The organism is Acidomonas methanolica, from assembly GCF_004346035.1.
In the GTDB taxonomy this organism is placed as follows: Bacteria; Pseudomonadota; Alphaproteobacteria; order Acetobacterales; family Acetobacteraceae; genus Acidomonas; species Acidomonas methanolica.
The window spans coordinates 1-18328 of sequence record NZ_SLZN01000036.1 but is presented as its reverse complement, the minus strand read 5'-3'; the positions used below and the strand labels follow the sequence as shown (position 1 = coordinate 18328).

The following is an 18328-nucleotide window of genomic DNA, read 5'->3' as shown; positions in this document are numbered from 1 at the left end:
ACCTGAAAGCCGACCAGCTCTTTCTTCCCTTCCGGGGTCGCGCCGATCACGACCAGCATGCATTCGGCCACAGGTTCCATGCGCGCCTGGAGATAAACGCCGTCCGCCCAGATATAGATGAGGGATGAGCAATCTGTGGGGATCGGTCGCAGCATGCTCAGCCGATGGCTGCGGCAGCACAGGTGGACATTTTAAAAAAGACCGCACATGCACTGGAGCAGGAACGCGAAGATATCCTGAAACGTCGGCAGGACTGGTTCGACGACCAGCCTGATCTCGATCCGCACCGCCTGGTCTTCATAGACGAAACCTGCCTCTCCACGAAGATGGCCCGCCTGCGGGGGCGCGCTTTACGCGGAGAACGCTGTCGAGCAGGAATTCCTCATGGCCATTGGAAAACCACGACTTTCACTGCCGGCTTGCGCCTCACGGGCATGACCGCACCCTTCGTACATGGGGGTGCCATGAACGGCGAGATTTTTCAGGCCTATGTCGAGCGCGTTCTCGTGCCGACGCTGAGCCCGGGCGATATCGTCGTGCTGGACAATCTGCCCGCTCATAAAGGCCCAGGCGCGCGAAAGGCCATCGAACGAGCGGGCGCGCAGATAATGTTCTTGCCTCCCTATAGTCCCGATTTCAATCCGATCGAAATGGCGTTCTCCAAGTTCAAGGCCATCCTGCGAGCCAGGGCCGCAAGAACCGTCACAGCCCTGTGGGACGCTGCTGGATCAGTCCTCGATGCTTTCACCCCTGACGAATGTGCCAACTTCTTCACCGCCGCAGGATATGAACCAGAATAAGGTGGACCGGCTATAGATCACTCATCTTCAGCATCCTCGCAGAGCCTGAATCAGATTTCCTCTCTCACATCAATGGGTTCTGCGCCTAACGACGCAACTCCATCTTGATCGGCCCTTCGCGCCGGCCATGGGTGAACTGGTCCACCATCGGGTCGCCGCTGTTCATCAGGTTGGAGGCCAGCCCCTTCCAGACCAGCTTGCCGTGATAGAGCATCGCGGCCTGATCGCCGATGCGGCGCGCCGAGGCCATGTCATGCGTGATCGCAATGGCCGTCGATCCCAGACGCTTCACGCAATCGACGATCAGCCCGTCGATCACCGCGCCCATGATCGGGTCCAGCCCCGTGGTCGGCTCGTCGAAGAACAGGATCTCCGGCGTGCCGGCAATGGCCCGCGCCAGGCCGACGCGCTTCTGCATGCCGCCCGACAGTTCGGAGGGCGAGAGCAGCCCCACGGACGGGTCCAGCCCGACCTGCTTGAGAATATCGCCCGATCGCTCCCGCGCCTCGGCGCGGCTCAGCTTGTGACCTGCTCCATCCCTCAGCTTGGCCCGCAGGCCGAAGCCGATATTGTCGGCCACGCTCATGCTGTCGAACAGCGCGCCGTTCTGGAAGAGCATGCCGATACGCGCGACCAGCGCCGCGCGCCGCGCCGAGGTGGTCGTCAGCAGATCCTCGCCGTCGATCTCGATGCTGCCCTCATCCGGCACGATCAGCCCGAGAATGCAGCGCAGGAGCACGGATTTGCCGCTGCCCGAGCCGCCGATGATGACATAGGACGTCCCCGCCTCGACATCGAGGTCGATCCCGTCCAGCACCTTCTTTTCGCCGAAGGATTTGGTCAGGCCGCGAATGCGGATTTTCGGCGTGCCGCTCATTGGGCGAAAAACAGGTCGGTGATGAGGTAATCGAAGGCCAGAAGCAGAATCGACGCCGAAACCACCGCGGAGGTCGTCGCCGCGCCCACGCCCTCCGCGCCGCCCCGGCTCGTATAGCCGTGATAGCAGCCGAGCAGGGCGATCAGGAAGCCGAACACCGCCGCCTTCACCAGCCCGACCGTGACGTCCAGCGGCTTCACCGCATTGAAGGTGGCGATGATATAGGCGCCCGGCTCGAAACCCAGCTTCGTCGTCGAGACCGCGAAGCCGCCGAGCACGCCGAGAATATCCGCGATCGCCACGAGAAAGGGGAGCGCCATCGTCCCCGCCAGAAGCCGGGGCGCGACGAGATATTTCATCGGGTCGGTCGAGAGCGTGTAGAGCGCGTCGATCTGGTCCGTCACGCGCATCGTGCCGATTTCCGCCGACATGGCCGCGCCCACGCGTCCCGCCACCATCAGCCCCGCCAGCACCGGCCCGAGTTCCCTCACCACCGCCAGCACCACGATGCCCGCGATCGCGCTCTGCACGTGATATTGCGCAAAGCCGGTATAGGATTGCAGCGCGATCACGCCGCCGGAGAAGACCGCCGTCAACGCGACCACGGGCAGGGAATAATAGGCGATGTCGATGAGGCTGGCGACGAAGACCCGCCAATAGAAGGGCGGCCGCACCAGATGCGACAGACCGAGCAACGCGAAGAGCGTGAGTGCGCCGGCATGCCGCACGAGGGCGAGAGTGGCGCGCCCCAGGGCCGCGACGGGATCGAGCAGGAAATTCACGTCAGGGTCCGACCGCACACCACGTCGTTGAAATCACGTTCCAGCCCTAGCGCGCCCGGCGGCGCAGGTCAAAGCCCCCTGCCGCCGCGACCGAGTTCGTTTGCGCCCCGAACCCTCCGGGGCCTGGATCCCCATTTATTAAAGTCAAAGACTTCCAAAGGGCAACCGTCCGCTGGCAGGCGCTGGGCACGGCCCTGCCTCAGAGCCTCGAAAGTCGAGCCGGGACATGACTTTTCCGCAGTTCCGCTCATCCCGCTTCGCGATCCAGATCACGAAACTGGCGATGAAGATGGAAATCCTTCGAGGTCACGAAGCTTTCCATTCGCGCCAGCCGCGGCTCCAGTGCCCGCAGCCGCTCCACGAGGCGGGACACCCGAGGATCGTTCTCCGGCATGGAGTCAGACGCGGACGCAGCCGCCCCCGCCGGCACGCGCGAGGGCGGCTGCGCGAACCGGGCAAGGGCTTCGCGCGTGCCGTCATTCATCCGCACATGAAACCGCTGCGCGAGGAGGAGGCAGGCCCGCGCCAGCCGCCGCCGGAAGACCAGCGCCAGAATCACCAGCGTCAGTGCGCCGCTGATGTGGAAGCCGTCGCTCTCGTGACGGCTGTGGTGGCTCGTCACCTGTGGCACGCTGATCGCCGGGATCGTGATGGCGGGGATCGGCGGGATGGGAGGAATCGGAGGAATAGGCGGAATGGCGGAGGCCGTGGCGGCAAGATCAGGCGTCAGCCACGCCGCGCCGGACAGCGCCTCCGCGCCCAGACGGAGGCCGGACGCCGCCGCGATGCCCGCGTCGGAGAGCTTCGTGCCGTCGTCCAGCACGATGACATTGCCGTCGAACGGCTTGTCGATCACCGAGCCGGCGGCATACATCCGCCCGGCGGAAATGGACCCTGTCCCGCTCACGTACCGCCTCAGAACGCCGGTAAGACGTTCCAGCCGCACATCCCCGCTCCCCTGGCTCAGCACCGTCGCCTGACCGACGACGGCGTGCAGGGAAATATCCGCAGTGCCATTGTCCAGCAGGGCCGCGCGGCCCACGAAACCCTCGCGAACGCTCAGATTGCCGGAGCCGCTCGTGACGGCGGACAGGGAGGGCGTGGCCGCCGTCGCGATCGTGACGTCGCTGCTCGCCGAGTCATAGATCAGCGCGGGGCCGAGCAGCGTGCCGATACGAACGTCCCCGCTCGATCGCAGCCGCAGGAGCAGCGCGGAGGCGCGGTCCACCGAGAGATCGCCCGATCCGCTCTCCTCCACCACAACCGGGCCGCCGACGCCGGAAATGGCCACGTTGCCGGAGCCGCCCGTCAGGATCACCGCCGTTCCGGCCGGAGCGGAGACCGTGACGGACCCGTCGCACGAATCGCCCCGCAGGACGGCGTCACGCCCGTTGGACTCGAAGGACACGCCGTCCGGCACCTGCTCGACGGACACGTTGCCGTTCATGACGCTCAGGGTGACCCGCGTCGAGGAGAGGCAGGGCGCGCGCAGATAAAGCCGGTAGGGCGCGGCGGCGACGACGTCGCTCACGCCGCCTTTCGCGTGGGCGGCAAGCGGCGCAAGCCCGGGCAGGAGTCCCAGAAGAAGCAGGAAGGGCGGGAAACGACGGGTCATGGTTGCTGGGTCTCCCCTCCGGCCGTTTGCGAGGGTGTCGCCGCCGTGATGGTTTTCGCGGGGAGTGCGGACGCTGCCGTTCCGCCGGACGATTCGGCGGCAGACGGTGCCGCGCTCCGGGCGGGAGCGGCCTGCGCGGCGGCGCCCTGACGTTCCGCCGCCTGATGTCCCGGCGTCGGAGCCGCCGCAGATGTGGGCGCCACGCCCTGATTGGCCTGCACGCCGGCCGTCGAACCCGTCGCAACTGAAACCGGCGGCGCGGCGGGAGGCTGCGTGCTGGCCGTCGCTGTCTTGGGCGCAGGCGTCGCCACCGTGACGGGTGGAGTCGCCGGGGAAGACGGCTGGTCCGTCGGCGCGGCGGGAACGGCCGCGCCACCGGAACGCGGCGTTGTCGGCGTCGGCGCAGGGGCAGGCACCGGCGCGGCCGGAGCGGAGACCGGCGGAGAAACGGGGGTGCTGGCTGCTGCGGGCGGCGTTGCGCCCCGCGCCTCGGGAAGCGATGCGGGGGTCTGCACAGGCGACGGCACGGGCGCAGGGGGGCCCATCTGCACGCGCCCGGAGCCGTTGCGGGAGACCGTGCCGATCGCCTTCGGGAGTGTCACCAGCCCGATGCCGTTGGCCGTGATCGCCGCCGTGTTCAACGTGCCGCCGATCTGCACCATGGCCGCGCCTTCGGTCACGAGGGTCAGCGCGTCGATCCGCCCGCCGGATACGAGCAGGCGGCTCGTATCCGCAAGCTGGGCGGAAAACGCATCGAGATCCGCCTTGTCCACGATCAGCACCGCGCTGTCATGCGCCACGACCTGCGCCGCGCGCCGCAGCAGGGCGAAATGAGCCTGGGACGTTCCGCGCAGGTTGAGATCGGCGGACCCCGCCGATTCCCCGTCGATCGACCCCGACTCCATGCTCGCCTCGAGCGAGGTCAGCGGTCCGCGCAGGACGAAGCGCGTATCCTTGCTGTCATGAATGGACAGCGCCGTAACCGGGGCCACCGTCACGGCGAGCGTGGCATGAGGCGCGCAGGCCTTGCTGGCGATGACGACCTTGCGTTCGCTCTCCAGCTTGCCGGTGCGAATCGAGACGCGCGCCGTCCCCGCCTGCGACGTGTCCAGCGTCACGCCGTCCGTCGCCGCCGGATCGACCGTTACCTGCACTTCCCCGAGGCAGGGCGTGATCAGTTCGAGTTCCTCGCCCGGCAGATGCTCCTCCGCATCGGCCGGGGCGGGAGTCTGCGCGAGCAGCGCGAGCGCGACGCCGGAGAGGACGGGCAGTCTCACTGTTGCCCCTTCGCCCGCCAGCCGGGCACGTCCTCGTCGAGGATGCGTTCGAGTTGTTCCACGCGTTCTTCCAGCCGCCTCGCCATCACCTGCGCCTGATCCAGCGCCTGCCAGCCCGCCTCCCCGACCGACGTGCTCATGCGCCGTTCCCGCCCCGCCCGATACCAGAGCCACATCCCGAAGAACGGCAGGCCGAATATGAGGAGGATCGCCAATATGCCATCGATGTCATTCATCACGCGTGTCCCGGACCGTCAGCCGTAAATCTTCCCGCCTTTCGTAGCGCACGCCGACCCGCTCATGCCACCCCACCCTGGTTTCCCTCGCTCGCGCCGCGCTCCGCCAGCTTGCGCTTCAGCGCCGCCAGTTCGTCCTCGACCGCCGCGTCGGTTTCCAGCGCGGCCAGCTCCTCATGCAGGCTGGGCTGCCGCCGGCCCGGCAGGCCGCCGCGCCCGAGATCGAAGGCCTCCGACTTGCCTTCGAGTTCGTCGAGCGCACGCTCGACCTGATCGAAACGGTTGAGCGCGGTCTCCATGCGCGTGTCGTAGAGCGTCTCGCGCGTCCGGAGCCGATTCTGGGCGGCCTTGTGCCGGAGCGAAAGTGCTTTCTCGCGCGATTTCGCGTCCGCCAGCTTGGCCTGGAGCTTGGAGATATCGTCGTGCTGCTGATCGAGACTCTCCGTCACCAGCGCGATCTGCCGCTCCAGCGCCTGGCGCGACTGCTCGACCGTCGCGCGGGCCGCCAGCGCCGCCTTGGCCAGATCCTCGCGGTCGCGGGTGAGCGCGAGTTCCGCCTTGCGGCGCCATTCGGCTTCCTCATTCGCCATGTCGCGCGCGCGGCGTTCCAGCGTCTTGCGCTCGGCGATCATGCGGACAGCCTGGCTGCGCACCTCGACCAGCGTGTCCTCCATTTCCTGGATGACGAGGCGGATCATCTTCTCAGGATCCTCGGCATTGGCGAGGATGGAGTTGAGGTTCGAATTCACGATGTCCGCGAGGCGGGAGAAAATACCCATGATGGCCCTTCCTTAGAGTCTTGAGATAAGCAGAAAACCGACCCGCTTGTCAGCGCCGTTGAATGCGGGTGAAGTATCCCCGCAATGACGCGTGGACGAACTGACGGGATTCGCTGAGAAATGGCGCCACTGGCCAAGCCGGACGAAACGACGACGCCGCTGGGCGGCGCGCCCGCCTTCACGGCGATGCTCGATCACGTCTCGCGCCTCGCGCCGCTCGACCGTCCGGCGCTGGTCATCGGCGAGCGCGGGACGGGCAAGGAACTCGTGGCCGCCCGTCTCGCCATGCTCTCCCCGCGCTGGGACCGGCCTCTGGTGAAGCTGAACTGCGCCGCCCTGCCCGAGGCGCTGCTGGACAGCGAACTCTTCGGCCATGAGGCGGGGGCATTCACCGGCGCGCAGCGCCGCCGCGTCTCGCGGTTCGAACGCGCCGACGGGGGAACGATCTTCCTCGACGAGATCGCCACCGCCTCGCAGGCCGTGCAGGAGAAGCTCCTGCGCGTGATCGAATATGGCAGCTTCGAACGCGTCGGCGGCAACGAGACGATCGAGGTCGATGTCCGCGTCATCGGTGCGACCAATGCCGACCTCCCGGCCATGGCCCGCACGGGCACGTTCCGCGCCGATCTGCTGGACCGTCTGGCCTTCGACGTGGTGAACATTCCGCCCTTGCGCGAAAGGCGGGAGGATATCGAGCTGCTTGCGACCCATTTCGCCACCCGCATGGCCGCCGGCCTCGGACGCAGGCTCTTCCCCGGTTTCACGGAGAGCGCGCTGGCCATGCTGCTGGAGCATGACTGGCCCGGCAATGTCCGCGAACTGCGCAATGTCGTCGAGCGCAGCGTCTATCGCATGGAGCGTCCGGACCGGCCTTTGAACGAGATCGTCCTCGACCCTTTCGCCGCCAACCGGCATTGGACGCCGCGCGTCCTGAGCGCGCCCGCCGCGGTTCCGCCGCACTCGCCGCCCACGGTCGACGCCGCTCCTGAGGCCACTTCCGGACCGCTCGGCGATTTCACCAGCCGCGTTCAGGCTTTCGAGCGCACTTTGCTGGAGAAGGCCCTGATCGACGCGCAATTCAGCCAGCGCCGCGCCGCCGAGGCGCTCGGCCTGACCTACTATCAGTTCCGCCACCATCTCCGCCTGCACGGCCTTGCGGACAAGACCGCGCGGCAGGCGCTGGGCCGGAAGAAGGACGGGAAAGAGGCGGGCATATGACATGCCGGGTAGAGATGCAGGAACCATGCCAACTAGCGAAGGAGCGATTCGGCGGGCAAGATCGGCGCGTTTCGCCATAAATTTTTGGTGTGTTGCATCAGAATATGGGGCGTTTACCCGACAGGGTCGAGAATCTCGATCGTCGCCTGACCGCGCGTGAGATCGCGCAGGGCGATCAGGACGTTATCCTGCTCGGCCAGCGGGGCCGTCAGTTCCAGCCATGCTCCCTCGGCGTCGAACCGGCAGCCTTCCTGACGCGCGCCCCATGAATCCAGCCGGGACTGGATCAGCGGAAGAGCGCCGAACGGGACATGCAGCCGCAGTGTCGTGGTGACGACGAGCGGAACGGATTCGGCCAGACGCAGACAGGACGCCGCAACGCCTCCGTAGGCGCGCACCAGCCCGCCCGCGCCGAGCTTCACCCCGCCGAACCAGCGCGTCACCACCACCATGACGCCGTCGAAATCCTGCATCTCGATGGCCTGAAGGATCGGTCGTCCCGCCGTGCCGCCGGGCTCGCCGTCGTCGCTGCTGCGATAACGCGCGCCGTGTTTCCAGGCCCAGCAATTATGGGTGGCGTCGGAAACGGCGACGCGCATCAGGAAGGCGGTGGCGTCCTGCTCGCTTCCGATGGGCGTGGCATGGGCGCGGAAGAGGCTCTTCCTGACGGTGAGATCCAGCGTCGCGGGCCCGGCGAGTGTGCGGCTCATGGACGAACGGCTTTCGGCCGCGCGGGCGTCATGCGGCGGCGTCTGGCGCGCGACTGTCGATAAGGGTCCGGCGCGCCGCCGACATGCAGGAGGTGAACAGCATCCAGAGCGTCAGTCACGCCATCAGGACGAGAATGCCGCCGAGGACGGCAAGGATCGGCGGGAGTCATAGGGCCGGGTGGAGCAAATGGATCTCCGGATCAGACGCGGGGCCGCAATCATCCGGGCTGCGCCGTCCGGATGCAAGCCCGGCGGCGGGCGTCCGGCAGGCGTCGTCCCCGTTCGCGGCGTGAAGGCGCGCCGGGACCGGCGGTCAGGGCCGGCCGATGGACTGGTACTCGAAGCCTGCCTCGCGCATCGCCTCCGGGTTCCAGATATTCCTCAGATCCGCGATCGCCCGTCCGCGCATCGCCGCGCGCAGGCGCTCCGGCGCGATCGCGCGGAAGACGTTCCACTCCGTCAGCACGACCAGGATATCAGCCCCTTCCGCCGCCGCCAGCGCGTCCTCGACATACACCACTTCGGCGGGCAGCAGCGCGCGCGCCGCCTGCATGCCTTGCGGATCGAAGACCCGCACCACCGCCCCCTCGCGCACGAGCCGCGCGATGATCGGCAGGGAGGACGCCTCGCGCATGTCGTCCGTCTCGGGTTTGAAGGTCAGCCCCAGCACGCCGACCACCTTGCCCGCCGCCGAGCCGCCCAACGGAGCGATGATCCGCTCCGCCATGGCCTCCTTGCGCGCCTCGTTGATGGCGACCGTCGTCTCGATCAGCCGTGTCGGCGCGCCGGCGTCCTGTGCGATCGCCGTCAGGGCGCGCGTGTCCTTGGGGAAGCAGGAGCCGCCGAACCCGGGCCCGGGATGCAGGAATCGCCGCCCGATGCGCTGGTCCAGCCCCATCCCGCGCGCCACGTCATGCACGTCCGCGCCCAGCTTCTCGCAGAGATCGGCCATCTCGTTGATGAAGGTGACTTTCATGGCGAGAAAGGCGTTGGCGGCGTATTTGGTGAGTTCGGCCGTCTCCAGCCCCGTCATCACCACCGGCGTCTCGATCAGATAGAGCGGGCGGTACAGCTCGCGCATCACCCGCTCGGCCCGCTCGCCGCCATCCGGGCCGCGCCGGTCGATGCCGATGATGACGCGGTCGGGACGCAGGAAATCCTGGATCGCACTGCCTTCGCGCAGGAATTCGGGATTCGAGGCGACGGAAAAACTCAGCTCCGGTCGCTCCTCGGCCAGGATGCGCGCCACCTCGCGCCCGGTTCCGACCGGCACGGTGGATTTGGTGACGACCAGCAGGCCGGACCGCGCCGCCCGCGCGATCTGCCGGGTCGCCTCATAGACATAGGTCAGGTCGGCATGGCCGTCGCCACGGCGCGTCGGGGTGCCGACGGCGATAAAAACCGCATCGGCGTCATGGATCGCGGCGGCGATGTCGTCCCCGAAGGAGAGGCGTCCCCCTTCGATATTCTGCGCCACAACGGCGTCCAGACCCGGCTCGTAAATGGGGATCTCGCCCGCGCGCAAGGCCGAGAGCTTGGCGGGGTCGGTCTCGACGATGGCCACGTCGGAGCCGAACTCGGCGAAACAGGCGCCGGAGACGAGGCCGACATAACCGCCGCCGATCATCGCGATACGCATGGCGAAATCCCTTGCCGCTACCAGTTGCGAGTTGCAGCTCCGGCGTAGCGGAAAAACCCGGCGACGCAAAGCCGTCGCGCCGCCGGGTCGTGTCGCGGCCCGGCTTTCGGGCGCGGGCCCTGCGGGCCGTCAGTTGAAGGGATAATACCGCATCGACATGAACACCATGTTGTCGTCCGTATGCGGCGTCCCGCCGATGCCGCTGAACGACGTCACATAGGTGTAGGAATACTGCGCGCCGAGCTTCACGGTGCCGTAATCGCCGTGGAGATACGTCCACCAGAAACCCGCCGTGCCCTGAACCACCTTGTTGATGCTGGTCTGGCAGGTCGAGCCCGCGGCGCCCTCGACATCACAGCCCGCGACGTCATAGAGCGGATTGCCGTATCCGTAATGCTTGCCGCCGACATTGAAGTAGGATCGCGAGCGGACCATCTCCAAACCGCCATAGGCATAGAGCTGGAGCGTCTTGGTCGGGTTGCCGTAGATGCCCGCCAGCACGTTCGCGCCCGGCAGCGGCTTGACATGGCCGCTCTGGCTCATCGTCACGTCCGGCATGTTGGAGGTGCCGTAGCGGCCGATGCCACTGCCCACCAGGCCGGAAACCTGGAAGTTGACCTTGTGCGCCTTTTCCAGCGGCAGGAGCATGGCCGCGCCGCCGCCGCCGGCGACATAGGTCTTGCTCTTGCCATAGCCGAGATAGGAGACGCGGCTGTGCGGGAAGCGCAGCAGGCCATAAGCCTCGAAATGCCCCCAGCCCGGATCGGCCACGGCCTTGGCGATGACATCGGGCGCGACATCCGTGGAGTAACTGGTCGACGGGTTGAAGACGTTGCCGCCGGCATTCTGGTAGGTGTCGGAGGTCGCGCCGGGCGGAAGATAATTGCCGCCGGGTCCGACGGAGATGACCTGCTGCGGATTCTCGACCGACAGACCGACATGGTAATGGCCGTGATCGAAGCCCTTCACCACGCGGATCTGGCTGTTACGCGTCCAGTTGAAGCCAGGAATATACTGTGCGTCGATCGAGAGCGGCACCTGCTCGTCACGGGCGGACATGCCGTGGTTGAACATGGTCAGCATCGACCAGCTCTGACCGCCCAGGACGTAGAAATCATCCGCGTCGTCAATGATCTGTCCGTAGAACACACGGGTGCGCAGGACGTAGGAGTTGGACTGACGCGAGTTCGAGGAGGAGCCGGCGCCCTGGAAGTCGGTCTCGACATAGGCCTGCGCGCGCAGGCCCCTGACGATGTTGCCTTCGGCCAGCACGGCGAGGCGGCTCTGACGCTCGGACTGGTGGAATTCGTTCATGTGATAGGTCGGGCTGTTGGCGAAAGGCACACCACCGGGCCCGAACTGCGACGAAATATCGGCCGTCATGTCACGGCTGCGGAAGAAGGTCGCCGCCTCGGCGAAGCCGCCGAGCGTGATGCGGACGCCGCCGATCTGCAACTGCCCGCGATGCAGCGGACCATAGAGACTCAGCACCTGCGCCGTCGGCGTGCCGCTGATCTGGCCGTACGGCGTGTTCGCCGTCGAAGGCGGCAGAAGCGGCGTGTTGACCGGCGCGTTGGCCGTCATCATGCCCGCCGCCATGCCGGGCGGAACGGCCACGCCGCCATAGGCGCCTCGCGCCGCGTAGGGGTTGCGCACCTCGCTCTGGCGCTGAGTGGCAAGCTGCTGCTGAATGTGCTTCATCTCGCGGTCATGCTCCTTGCGCATCTTGGCGAGCTGCGCCTGCATGACTTTGATCTGGTGCTCCATTTCGCTAAGCTGGTCCGCCCTGGCGGGAGCGGAGACAGCGACCGGCGCAAGAATCGTTGTCGCCAGCAGCAGGCGTGCGGCGCGGCCTTTGGGCGCGGGGGGAGAAGAAGACATGTCGGTCGTTTCGCTTTATTGAAGTTTGCCCTGCTCGGCTCTTTACAAACGAATACCCCATTCCGGTGCGAAGCTTTCATGTCGTGCATATGACAAACGTGTGACTGCGTTGGAAACCTTGCGTCTGACGGCCTCTGCCTTTTCTTTTCCCCTTATGGATTTTTCCAGTCGTGTCTTTTTCGCAACAGTCCGCGTCGCCGCGCACCCTTTCGACCGGCCAGATCGCCCTGCTCGGCCTCGTCAGCACCATCGGCCCGCTGTCGACCGACATGTATCTCCCGGCCTTTCCCCGGCTGGAGCATGATCTCGGGCACGGCCCAGGTTCGGCGCAGTTCACGCTCGCGTGCTGGTTCGCGGGGCTCGCCGTCGGCCAGTTCTGCCTCGGCCCGCTCTCGGACCGTTTCGGCCGTCTCTGGCCGCTGCTTCTGGGGCTGGGCGTCTATGCCGCGGCATCCGTCGGCCTCGCCGTGACGGACAGCTATACCCTGTTCTGCGTGCTGCGTTTCGTGGCCGCCATCGGCGGGTCGATCAGCAGCGTCGTTCCGCGCGCCATCGTGCGGGACGTCGCCACCGGCCATGAGGCCGTGCGGATCATGTCCCAGCTCACGCTCGTCTTCGGCGTCGGCCCCATCCTCGCCCCGACCCTCGGCAGCGCCCTGCTGATGTTCGGCTCATGGCGGCTGATCTTCTGGAGCGGCGCGCTTTCCGCCATCCTGCTGGTCGGCGCCTCCGCCATGCTTCTGCCGGACACGCTGCCGCTCGAGTTCCGACGTCACCTCCCGCCGGTCGAAATCCTCAATCGCTATTACAGGCTGGTCCGCGAGCGCGTCTTCTGCTCGGCGGCTCTCATCACCAGCTTCTCGTCCTTCGTCATGTTCGCCTATATCGCGGACGCGCCCACGCTGTTCGAGCGGCTGCTCGGATTCTCGCCCAGCGCCTTCGCGATATTCTTCGGCGTCAACGCGGGCGGTTTCATCCTGGCGACGCAGATCAACGGCCGTCTCACCCGTCATGTTTCCTATATCCGCATCATGGAGGTCGGCATCGCGGCCTGCCTGGTCAGCGGGCTGATCCTGCTGGCGGTCTGCCTGAGTGGAGCGACGGGAGCGGCCGATCCCTGGCCGCTCTGCGTCTTCATCATCACCACGACCTTCGCCCTCGGTTTCATCGGCCCGAACGCCACGGTGCTCTCCCTCACCCATCACGGGCATCAGGCCGCGTCGGCCTCCGCGCTGCTCGGCACCATGAGCTTCAGCATCGGCGGCAGCAGCGGATTGTTGATGGCTTTCCTCCCCGCCCACTGGCTGGGTTCGACGGCAATTGGTATGCTGACCGGGGTTGCGGGAATGATCCTGTGCAACTTCTGGCGCCGAAGCGGACACTCCGCCCCGGAGACGGCCGGCTGAGCGGATGCGCGCCCGGCCCTGTCGCCCCACGGGACCGTCCCGGCTCCCGCGCCCCGCGCATGAGGGTTTCGAGCATGAGCATCACGTTGAACTATGACGCCCTGAGGGAGACGCCGGTCGCGACCGACCCTTTCCCCCATGTGGCGGTTCCCCATTTCGTCGGCGAGGCCGATCTCGCACGTCTGATCGCCGCCATGCCGCCCCTGAAGTCCGGCGGCTCCTACCCGCCGGAAGGGCTGCGCCTCAGCCCGGAAGTCGCCGGTCTGGTGAAGGAGCTGCAAGGGCCGAAGCTGAAATCTCTCATCGCCGCGAAATTCGGTCTCGATCTCGGCGACGCGCCTACCATGCTGACCCTGCGCGGCCGCACGCGCGAGAAGGACGGGCGCATCCACTGCGATTCCGAGGCCAAGCTGGTCACGACCCTGCTCTATCTGAACCCGGAGAGTGCATCCTGGAGCAAGCAGGATGGCTGCCTGCGCCTGCTGCGCGGGCCGGACGACATCGAGGATTACGCCGTCGAGGTGCCCCCCAGCAAGGGCACGCTCCTCGTCTTTCCCAACGGCCCGACGACATGGCACGGCCACAAGCAATATGTCGGGCCACGCTACACGATCCAGTTGAATTACATGGCCACCAGCGCCAAAGCGCGCTACGAGTTGCGCCGCCATCGGCTCTCGGCCCTGCTCAAGCGCCTGCCGCTGGCAAGTTGAACACCAAAGACGCAGATCAGGACGGGTTGAACATGAGTTATCGGGTGGCGGTCGCGGGGGCCACGGGCGCAGTCGGACGCGAGTTGCTGCGCATCCTCGCCGAGCGGGAGTTCCCCGTCTCGGAGGTCGCGGCGCTCGCCTCGGCGCGTTCGACGGGGCAGGAAATCTCCTTCGGGGAGAAGAAGGTGCTCAAGGTGCAGAACCTCGACACGTTCGACTTCACCGGCTGGGACATCGCCCTCTTCTCGCCGGGCGCCTCCGTCTCCGCCATCCATGCTCCGCGCGCGGCGGCGGCGGGCTGCATCGTCATCGACAACACCTCCCAGTTCCGCATGGAGCCGGACGTGCCGCTGGTCGTCCCCGAGGTGAATGCCGGGGCGCTGCGCAAGATGAAGCGCAACATCGTCGCCAACCCGAACTGCTCGACGGCTCAGATGGTCGTGGCGCTCAAGCCGCTGCACGATCTCTTCACCATCCGCCGCATCGTGGTCTCGACCTACCAGGCCGTCTCCGGCGCCGGGAAGGACGGAATGGACGAGCTGTTCACCCAGACCAAGGGCAGCTTCGTCAACGATCCGCCGACCGTCGCGCAGTTCACCAAGCAGATCGCCTTCAACGTCATTCCCCATATCGACCGCTTCATGGAAGACGGCGCGACCAAGGAGGAATGGAAGATGGCGGTCGAGACGCGCAAGATCCTCGATCCCGACATCGCCGTCTTCGCGACCTGCGTGCGCGTGCCTGTGTTCATCGGCCATTCCGAGGCGATCAGCATCGAATGCGAGAAGCCGGTGGATCTGGAGAAGGCCCGCGCCGCCCTGCGCGCGGCGGAGGGCGTCGTCCTGCGTGACGAGCGCGACGACGGCGGCTATGTCACGCCGATCGAATGCGTCGGCGAGGACGCCACCTATGTCTCCCGCCTGCGCATCGATCCGACAGTCCCGAACGGACTCGGGCTGTGGTGCGTCTCCGACAATCTGCGCAAGGGCGCGGCCCTCAACGCGGTGCAGATCGCCGAGGCGCTCGTGGCGATGAAGCTGGTCGGCGCCTGAGGGGGTCTTTTGGCTCGCGTCTTCACGCGAGGCAAAACGGCCTTTGATTATCTGGCGACGGAGCCTCATCGAGGGGCTCCGTCGCCTGTTATCTCAAAAAATCGCGCCGGAGCGGCTTTCTCCTGTTGCAGACGGGATAGAGTGTGCCAATCTGTCATATAAGCCGCCCCAATGCGCGGCTGACTGGAGCCGGTGATGTCTCTCCTGATCGAAGCTCTGATACTCGGGATCATGATCCTGTCCGGGATGACGCTTCGCGCGCGCGTCCCCGCGCCGGTTCCGCTCCGCGTCAGGCGTGACAGCGCCACGCGGCGATAAATCCCGCTCGGCAGTGGCGGCATGCTTCCCCTTTGAGGGGATCGCGCGCAGAATGCGTCCATGCCTCTCTTCACGCACAAGCCCCCGCTGAGTCCCGTGCCCGCCACAGGGCGCACGGGTATCCTCCTCATCAATCTCGGCACGCCCGACGAGACGAGTGTCGGCGCGGTGCGGCGTTATCTCCGGGAATTCCTGTCTGACAGGCGGGTGATCGAGGCGTCTCCGCTCCTGTGGCAGCCGATCCTGCATGGCGTGGTGCTTTCCACGCGCCCACGGAGGAGCGGCGCGGCCTATGCCCGCATCTGGAATCAGGCCGAGAACGCGAGTCCGCTGCGCCTGTTCACCAAGGCTCAGGCCGAGGGGCTGCGGCGTCGCCTGGGCGAGGGGATTCCCGTGGCCTGGGGCATGCGCTACGGCACGCCGTCCGTCGCTCAGGCGCTGGAAGAGCTGATGGATCAGGGCTGCGACCGCATCGTCAGCCTGCCGCTTTATCCGCAATACAGCGCCACCACCACGGCCACGGCCAACGACCAGCTTTTCCGCGCCCTGATGCGCCTGCGGCGTCAACCCGCCGTGCATACGGTGCCCCCCTTTCCCGATCACGCGCTCTATATCGAGGCGCTGGCCGGCAGCGTGCGTGAGGCGCTGGGCAGTTTGCCCTTCAAGCCCCAGCGGCTGATCGCCTCTTTCCACGGTTTGCCGCAGCAATATGTCGAGGCGGGGGACCATTATCCGGAAGACTGCGAGCGGACGGTCGCGGCGCTGCGCCACGCGCTTGACCTCCGAGACGAGCAGATGCCCCTCGTCTACCAGTCCCGCTTCGGGCCGACCGAGTGGGTCAAACCCTACGCGGCCCCGTATGTGGAAGCCTTGCCGAAGGAAGGCGTGACCCGCATCGCCATGATCATGCCGGGCTTCATGACCGATTGCATCGAAACGCTGGACGAGATCGGCAACGAGTTGCGCGAGAGCTTCCTCGATGCGGGGGGCGAGGCATTCGCCGTCATCCCCTGTCTCAACGCCAGCGGCCCGGCCATCGACCTGCTGGAGGCACTGGCTCGACAGGCCATGCGCGGCTATTGAAGCTGCGCCAGCGCCGCGCCGTTCGCTGACACCTGTCGGCTCTGGCTGTCGGAAACTGTCGTCGCCCGCGTGCTCCTTGTCACAGGTTGTCACAGGCCGCCGCTTTTTCGCGCAAGCCGTGCGATATTCATGGCGGCGCCACATCCCGGTGACGCGCGCCCCGGCCACGCCGTATTCGAGGCAGCCGCCCGGCTCAGCCCGGGCGGGAGTCATGCGGAGGGGAAAGCCATCATGGCAGCCGGAGCGGGAGGCAACGAAACCTTGGGCACGTGATCCTCACGAGAATCGGTCCGTTCAGTATCGAGAGGATCGCGTCCCGGTTCGACAATCGGCCTGCGCGGCTCTCCCCTGCACCTGCCCACAGTCGCCCTTTGGTCCCTGACTTCAGGCCCTGTTCCGCGGGTTGGGACGCAGCCCGAAAGTCAAACCAGGAGCGGGTTCCGCTTGCCATCGGCCTGCAAATCGTCTAAATATTTGGCACTATGCCATAAGCATGGGCCGACGCGATCGCGCCGGAGAAACAGACCTCTTTCACCAGCCGCCTTCCGCATGGAACGCGGCTTTTTTCATGGAACGCACTCGATATGGATATTTCAACACTTCTCGCCGCGATTCCGGCGCAATTCACACTCTATCCGGCGCTGCTCATTATCGCCTGCAAGATCGTGACGATCTTCGTGCGGCCGCCCGCCAGCACTTCGCGCTGGGCGAAAATCTTCGCCCTGGTCAACATGCTGGCGCTGAATATCGGCTGGGCCACCAACCGTCTGCAAATTGACCGCACCGGTATCATGGTGCCGCGCGAGCAAGCGGCCGCAGCCCACGCGGCGCTTCGTTCCGCAGGCGTCGAACAGGATTTCTGAGGCAGGCGCGGCGTTTCGCCGGTGCGGGAAAGCATTCCCGGTCGCTGTGGGCGCCGGCGACAGGGCTCCCGCACGTCTATTGAGGGATTTCCCTCATTTTTTCCTGCGCATAATCACCTGTGGTCCGATGTGTGCCACGTGAAGTGGCCCCTGGAAATGGGACCACAGGTTAAGTTGGAGATATCTGGCTCTGTCGTATGAAGGAGCGATGATGACGAAGAAGACGAGACGGAAGCTGGACGGGGCTTTGAAGGCGAAGATTGCGCTTGAGGCCGTGCGAGGCGACGTGACGGTGACGGATCTGGCGCAACGCCATGAGGTTCACCCGAACCAGATTTACGCTTGGAAGAGGCAGTTGCAGGAGCAGGCGGCGCGGGCGTTCGATATGACGGTGGGGCAGGATGCGGAGCGGGCGGCGCAGAAGCGGATTGACGAGTTGCGCGCCAGGATCGGGCAGTTGACGATGGAACGCGATTTTTTTGCCGCGAGGTCCGGAAGATGAGCGTTCCGGACCGGCGTGAACTGCTCATCCGCGAGGGAGGCACCCTGTCGCTGCGCCGGCAGTGCGCGCTGTCTGGTCTGGCGCGTTCGGGGATCTACCGAACATCGCGGGCAGCCAATGATAACGATCCGGCGCTGATGCGTCGGATCGACGAACTGTTCCTGACCTGGCCATTCCTGGGATCGCGCCGGATGACGGCGATGCGGCGGGCGATGGGCATCGCAGCCCTGGGGCCGAAGCCCCGGACGACGATTCCGGCGCCCGGGCACAAGATCTATCCCTGTCTGCTGCGAGATCTGGTGATTGATCGCGCGAACCAGGTGTGGGCCTCGGATATCACCTACATTCCGGTTGGGCGGGGCTTTCTGCATCTGGTGGCGATCATCGACTGGCACAGCCGGGCCGTGCTGGCGTGGCGGCTGTCGAACACGATGGATACGGGTTTCTGCCTTCTCGCGCTGGAAGATGCCTTGGCTCGACACGGATTACCAGCGGCGCTTTTACCGGCGCGCTGCACAAGGCGGGCATCCGGATCTCGATGGACGGCCGGGGCCGCTGGATGGATAACGTGTTCATCGAG

At 66.2% G+C, this 18328-nt stretch carries 17 protein-coding genes and 1 pseudogene; 9 read left to right on the top strand and 9 right to left on the bottom strand.

Annotation, left to right across the window (positions count from 1 at the left end; translation table 11 throughout):
* Window positions 1–194: 194 nt before the first annotated feature.
* Window positions 195–800, top strand: a pseudogene (locus tag EDC31_RS15490) (IS630 family transposase); the annotation flags it as partial.
* Window positions 801–885: 85 nt separating this feature from the next.
* Here EDC31_RS15490 and EDC31_RS15485 read toward each other — a convergent pair.
* From EDC31_RS15485 to pspA, 6 genes are all read right to left on the bottom strand, one after another.
* Entirely contained in the window at window positions 886–1677 is a 792-nt protein-coding gene (locus EDC31_RS15485; RefSeq protein ID WP_042058463.1) for an ABC transporter ATP-binding protein, read from the bottom strand.
* The gene (locus EDC31_RS15480) at window positions 1674–2459 is read right to left on the bottom strand and encodes an MlaE family ABC transporter permease (protein WP_042058465.1); all 786 of its coding nucleotides are present in this window, start codon (window positions 2457–2459) and stop codon (window positions 1674–1676) included. Before EDC31_RS15480 ends, EDC31_RS15485 begins: the two co-directional genes overlap by 4 nt.
* Window positions 2460–2706: 247 nt before the next feature.
* Window positions 2707–4074 carry a hypothetical protein gene (locus EDC31_RS15475; RefSeq protein WP_042058467.1) on the bottom strand — a complete coding sequence of 456 codons (1368 nt, stop codon included), beginning with the start codon at window positions 4072–4074 and terminating at the stop codon, window positions 2707–2709.
* Window positions 4071–5351 (bottom strand): hypothetical protein, encoded by a 1281-nt coding sequence (locus EDC31_RS15470; protein ID WP_052511882.1) that lies wholly within the window; start codon window positions 5349–5351, stop codon window positions 4071–4073. Before EDC31_RS15470 ends, EDC31_RS15475 begins: the two co-directional genes overlap by 4 nt.
* Complete coding sequence (locus EDC31_RS15465; protein WP_042058469.1) at window positions 5348–5587, bottom strand: hypothetical protein; 240 nt, start codon at window positions 5585–5587, stop codon at window positions 5348–5350. Before EDC31_RS15465 ends, EDC31_RS15470 begins: the two co-directional genes overlap by 4 nt.
* Before the next feature lie 62 nt (window positions 5588–5649).
* Window positions 5650–6366: a phage shock protein PspA gene (gene pspA, locus EDC31_RS15460; RefSeq protein WP_042058471.1), complete on the bottom strand. Its 717-nt coding sequence runs from the start codon at window positions 6364–6366 to the stop codon at window positions 5650–5652.
* 120 nt (window positions 6367–6486) lie between these two features.
* Between pspA and pspF the strand changes: the two genes are divergently transcribed.
* A complete protein-coding gene (gene pspF, locus EDC31_RS15455) occupies window positions 6487–7584 on the top strand; it encodes a phage shock protein operon transcriptional activator (protein WP_042058473.1) in 1098 nt (365 codons plus the stop codon).
* Window positions 7585–7697: 113 nt separating this feature from the next.
* Here pspF and EDC31_RS15450 read toward each other — a convergent pair whose 3' ends face one another.
* From EDC31_RS15450 to EDC31_RS15440, 3 genes are all read right to left on the bottom strand, one after another.
* A complete protein-coding gene (locus EDC31_RS15450; protein WP_042058475.1) occupies window positions 7698–8294 on the bottom strand; it encodes an IMPACT family protein in 597 nt (198 codons plus the stop codon).
* Between the two features lie 313 nt (window positions 8295–8607).
* On the bottom strand, window positions 8608–9933 hold the full coding sequence (locus tag EDC31_RS15445) for a UDP-glucose dehydrogenase family protein (protein ID WP_186820016.1): 1326 nt from the start codon (window positions 9931–9933) through the stop codon (window positions 8608–8610).
* Window positions 9934–10062: 129 nt separating this feature from the next.
* Entirely contained in the window at window positions 10063–11814 is a 1752-nt protein-coding gene (locus tag EDC31_RS15440; RefSeq protein WP_042058477.1) for a hypothetical protein, read from the bottom strand.
* Window positions 11815–11984: 170 nt separating this feature from the next.
* On the opposite strand from EDC31_RS15440, the gene EDC31_RS15435 reads away from it, so the two are divergent.
* From EDC31_RS15435 to EDC31_RS15405, 7 genes are all read left to right on the top strand, one after another.
* Window positions 11985–13220 carry a multidrug effflux MFS transporter gene (locus EDC31_RS15435; protein ID WP_042058479.1) on the top strand — a complete coding sequence of 412 codons (1236 nt, stop codon included), beginning with the start codon at window positions 11985–11987 and terminating at the stop codon, window positions 13218–13220.
* Window positions 13221–13279: 59 nt separating this feature from the next.
* A complete protein-coding gene (locus EDC31_RS15430) occupies window positions 13280–13930 on the top strand; it encodes a 2OG-Fe(II) oxygenase family protein (protein ID WP_042058482.1) in 651 nt (216 codons plus the stop codon).
* Between the two features lie 32 nt (window positions 13931–13962).
* Window positions 13963–14982, top strand: coding sequence for an aspartate-semialdehyde dehydrogenase (locus tag EDC31_RS15425; RefSeq protein ID WP_042058485.1), 1020 nt, complete (start codon window positions 13963–13965; stop codon window positions 14980–14982).
* A gap of 378 nt (window positions 14983–15360) precedes the next feature.
* Complete coding sequence (gene hemH, locus EDC31_RS15420) at window positions 15361–16383, top strand: ferrochelatase (RefSeq protein WP_042058487.1); 1023 nt, start codon at window positions 15361–15363, stop codon at window positions 16381–16383.
* 584 nt (window positions 16384–16967) lie between these two features.
* Window positions 16968–17246 (top strand): hypothetical protein, encoded by a 279-nt coding sequence (locus EDC31_RS15415; protein WP_042058490.1) that lies wholly within the window; start codon window positions 16968–16970, stop codon window positions 17244–17246.
* Between the two features lie 208 nt (window positions 17247–17454).
* Complete coding sequence (locus tag EDC31_RS15410; RefSeq protein ID WP_132127147.1) at window positions 17455–17748, top strand: transposase; 294 nt, start codon at window positions 17455–17457, stop codon at window positions 17746–17748.
* Window positions 17745–18328, top strand: a 584-nt coding sequence (locus tag EDC31_RS15405) for a DDE-type integrase/transposase/recombinase (RefSeq protein ID WP_165920210.1), incomplete at its 3' end; no start/stop codon positions are given. The genes EDC31_RS15410 and EDC31_RS15405, both read left to right, overlap by 4 nt.

Excerpts from the sequence above, each read along its gene's own strand:
- pspA (WP_042058471.1), bottom strand. The coding sequence starts at position 6,366 with ATGGGTATTTTCTCCCGCCTCGCGGACATCGTGAATTCGAACCTCAAC.
- EDC31_RS15425 (WP_042058485.1), top strand. The coding sequence starts at position 13,963 with ATGAGTTATCGGGTGGCGGTCGCGGGGGCCACGGGCGCAGTCGGACGC.
- hemH (WP_042058487.1), top strand. The coding sequence starts at position 15,361 with ATGCCTCTCTTCACGCACAAGCCCCCGCTGAGTCCCGTGCCCGCCACA.
- EDC31_RS15465 (WP_042058469.1), bottom strand. The coding sequence starts at position 5,587 with ATGAATGACATCGATGGCATATTGGCGATCCTCCTCATATTCGGCCTG.
- EDC31_RS15450 (WP_042058475.1), bottom strand. The coding sequence starts at position 8,294 with ATGAGCCGCACACTCGCCGGGCCCGCGACGCTGGATCTCACCGTCAGG.
- EDC31_RS15415 (WP_042058490.1), top strand. The coding sequence starts at position 16,968 with ATGGATATTTCAACACTTCTCGCCGCGATTCCGGCGCAATTCACACTC.
- EDC31_RS15410 (WP_132127147.1), top strand. The coding sequence starts at position 17,455 with ATGATGACGAAGAAGACGAGACGGAAGCTGGACGGGGCTTTGAAGGCG.
- EDC31_RS15475 (WP_042058467.1), bottom strand. The coding sequence starts at position 4,074 with ATGACCCGTCGTTTCCCGCCCTTCCTGCTTCTTCTGGGACTCCTGCCC.
- pspF (WP_042058473.1), top strand. The coding sequence starts at position 6,487 with ATGGCGCCACTGGCCAAGCCGGACGAAACGACGACGCCGCTGGGCGGC.
- EDC31_RS15445 (WP_186820016.1), bottom strand. The coding sequence starts at position 9,933 with ATGCGTATCGCGATGATCGGCGGCGGTTATGTCGGCCTCGTCTCCGGC.
- EDC31_RS15485 (WP_042058463.1), bottom strand. The coding sequence starts at position 1,677 with ATGAGCGGCACGCCGAAAATCCGCATTCGCGGCCTGACCAAATCCTTC.
- EDC31_RS15430 (WP_042058482.1), top strand. The coding sequence starts at position 13,280 with ATGAGGGTTTCGAGCATGAGCATCACGTTGAACTATGACGCCCTGAGG.
- EDC31_RS15440 (WP_042058477.1), bottom strand. The coding sequence starts at position 11,814 with ATGTCTTCTTCTCCCCCCGCGCCCAAAGGCCGCGCCGCACGCCTGCTG.